Below are 816 nucleotides of genomic sequence, written 5' to 3'. Positions count from 1 at the left end.
GCGTCTCCAAGCGGGAAGAAGAAGTTTGTGCTGACTGTGCTTCAAGACATTACCCAGCAAAAAGAGCGTGAGCAGGCGTTAATTAATGCGCAAAAAGAAGCACAAACTGCAGTGCGCGCCCGTGAAAACTTTTTAGCGACCATGAGTCACGAGTTAAGAACCCCATTATCGGCGGCGCACGGCATCCTCGATTTGCTGAATCGCCAAGTGACGGCCGATTCAAATCGCGAGTTGATCGCTCAGGCCATGCGGTCACTCAATCATTTGAATGTGCTAGTAGACGAAGTGTTGGATTACTCAAAGCTGGAAGCAGGGCAGTTAACCGTTGCTCCCGCTAAAACCGACTTACTCAAAACCTTGTGCGATGTGTTTAGAAGCTTTGAGCCAAGAGCGCTTGCGAAAGGTTTGGATTACAAAGTTACGATCAAGCCGTTTTCGGATGCTTTCATTGAAATCGATGCACTGAGATTAGTGCAAATCACCACCAATCTGCTCTCAAATGCCGTGAGATTCACAGCAGAAGGCGAGATCGGAATCAGTGTCATCCTGCACGAAAAGCAGCTAATTTTGAAAGTTGCAGATACGGGCATCGGTATGACGGATGGCCAACTCGAAGGCATTCTCAACCCGTTTGTTCAAGCGGATGACAGCATTACGCGCAAATATGGCGGCACAGGGTTAGGATTGAGCATCGTTGACCGATTGATCGACTGCATGGGCGGCGTGCTCTGCATCGATTCACAATTCGGCTTGGGTACGACGATAACTGTCAAATTGCCAATCGAGCGTTGTGATTCAGAACCAGAAGTGTGTTTG

At 48.7% G+C, this 816-nt stretch carries 1 protein-coding gene; it reads left to right on the top strand.

Going from position 1 to position 816, the window contains the following annotated elements; genetic code table 11:
- Positions 1-816, top strand: an 816-nt coding sequence (locus R7E78_RS25740) for a sensor histidine kinase (RefSeq protein WP_318058558.1), incomplete at both ends; no start/stop codon positions are given.

The sequence above is a fragment of the Vibrio sp. YT-19(2023) genome (assembly GCF_033337395.1).
This window is presented reverse-complemented; position numbering and strand designations above follow the sequence as displayed.